This is a genomic window from Chrysiogenia bacterium (genome assembly GCA_020434085.1).
Lineage (GTDB): Bacteria > JAGRBM01 > JAGRBM01 > JAGRBM01 > JAGRBM01 > JAGRBM01.
Window position 1 is genome coordinate 1 of sequence record JAGRBM010000015.1, and the last position, 1,896, is coordinate 1,896.

1 protein-coding gene is annotated in these 1,896 nt (G+C 57.6%); it reads left to right on the top strand.

All coding sequences use genetic code 11. The annotated features are described in order from the left end of the window. Positions 1–674 precede the first annotated feature (674 nt). Positions 675–1,664 (top strand): M28 family peptidase, encoded by a 990-nt coding sequence (locus KDH09_00375; GenBank protein ID MCB0218120.1) that lies wholly within the window; start codon positions 675–677, stop codon positions 1,662–1,664. Positions 1,665–1,896 lie beyond the last annotated feature (232 nt).

Sequence of the window (1,896 nt, forward strand, 5' to 3'; positions counted from 1 at the left end):
GCGTACCGCCGCGCTGCAGAGCCGAAACACCGCCCGCACAACCCCCTCAGTCACCTTCGGTGACAGCTCCCCCGGAAGGGGAGCAGGGATGGTTGGGGCTCAGGCCCTTCTTTTTTCAGTATGGGAAAGAAAGAAAATCCCGCAAGGGGCGTGACCCACGATGGCCCACGATGGACCGAAATGACCCGAGATGGACCGCAGAATTTACGTGGACCACATGAGTTCTCCGACGCACTGCGTATGGTGCTGGTCTCCAAGTTTTCGTAAAGTCAGTGCAGGGGTATGGGGTAACGCGGGAGTCGCGTATGCCCAGCTTTGAGCCTTCGGATCAGGGTTCTTCCGGCACGCCGGAGAAATCTCCGGTTTCACCTGCCAGCAAGATCGGCCCGATTATTCTTATCTTTGCTTCGCTTGGCGTCCTCTATTGGTGCGCGTATCCATCAAAGATCGTCAGCGCCGCATCCTACGACATTTACTATGCGGTCTGGTACAGCCTCGTCTCGCCACTGTCCGGCATCACATTCACATTTCCGTGGCTCAAAGGTGCCGAACTCGGCGCAAAAGCGTCGCTTGCGTCGCTCTCTTTTGGCGTCCTGATTGGGGCGCTGGCAGCACACAAGGGCATAACCCGTCCGGTGCTACGCGGCGTCGTGGGTGTTTTCGCTCCGCTTCCGATGCTCATTGGCTGGATTCCCTGCGCGGTGATCGTAGGCTTCCTCGCTGTCACCACCGGCTTCATGCCCGGCGGCCAACCGCAAGTTGTCGCAACAAACAGTCCGATTGGACTCGACGAAATGGCTGCGCGGCTCAAGGCTCACGTCAGCGCCCTGGCCACGGATATCGGAGAGCGCAGCGCCTTCTCCACGCCGGAAATGCTTTCCCGGAGTGCCGACTACGTCCGAAATGAGTTCCGAAAACTTGAGTATGAAGTGATCTCCAATGCCTTTGAGGCCGGTGGTATCGACGTGGAGAACCTCGCGACGGTCATACCGGGCAGCAAGCGCCCCCACGAAATCGTCGTAGTCGGCGCACACTACGACTCGGCGCTGGGAACGCCCGCTGCAAACGACAATGGGAGCGGAATTGCCGCGCTCCTCGAACTCGCGCGTGCCTTGCGCGGCAGGAACCTGGATCGCGCGCTTCACCTCGTTGCCTTCACAACCGAGGAACCCCCGTTTTTTCAGACCGGAGAAATGGGAAGCATGCAGTATGCGAAGCACCTGCGAGGAACAAACGACCATGTCGTGGCGATGCTCTCTCTCGAAACACTTGGCTACTACTCCGACGTTCCGGGCTCGCAGCGCTATCCGCCGGGTCTTGATGCGTTCTACCCGCACACCGGAAACTTCGTCGCCTTTGTCGGCAATGTTGGATCGTTCGGATTGATGCGGCAGTGCTTGAAACAATTTCAGCAGGCCTCCACCTTTCCCAGCCAGGGTGCCGCGTTACCCGGATTTCTGCCGGGCGTTGGCTGGTCCGATCACTGGTCTTTCTGGCAACACGATTACGACGCGATCATGGTCACCGACACCGCCCCGTTCCGGTACTTCGACTACCACGAAGCCAGCGATACCCCGGAGAAGATCGACTACGAACGAATGGCCCAGGTCGTCAGCGGTCTGGAATCCGTCGTGATCGATCTGGCGACGGTTGCCGAGAGCTAGTTTTCCAAACAATTCCAGTGACTTACCCATCCTCCATCAAAATCGCGCACCGCGTCAAGAATTCTCTTGACATCCCGCGTCATTGTCGTATTTTGTAATACATCAAAACGATGCTAACCCTATGGAGGTTTGAGACAATGGACATTCAGCAGATTCAGGAAGAGATTCGCAAGAACATGGAAGAAGTCCGCGCCAACGTGGAAAATGCGGTCAACTATCTCTCGGGCAGCGA

Bases quoted from the DNA above. Each gene is read 5' to 3' on its own strand.
- KDH09_00375 (MCB0218120.1), top strand. From the start codon at position 675: ATGCTCATTGGCTGGATTCCCTGCGCGGTGATCGTAGGCTTCCTCGCT.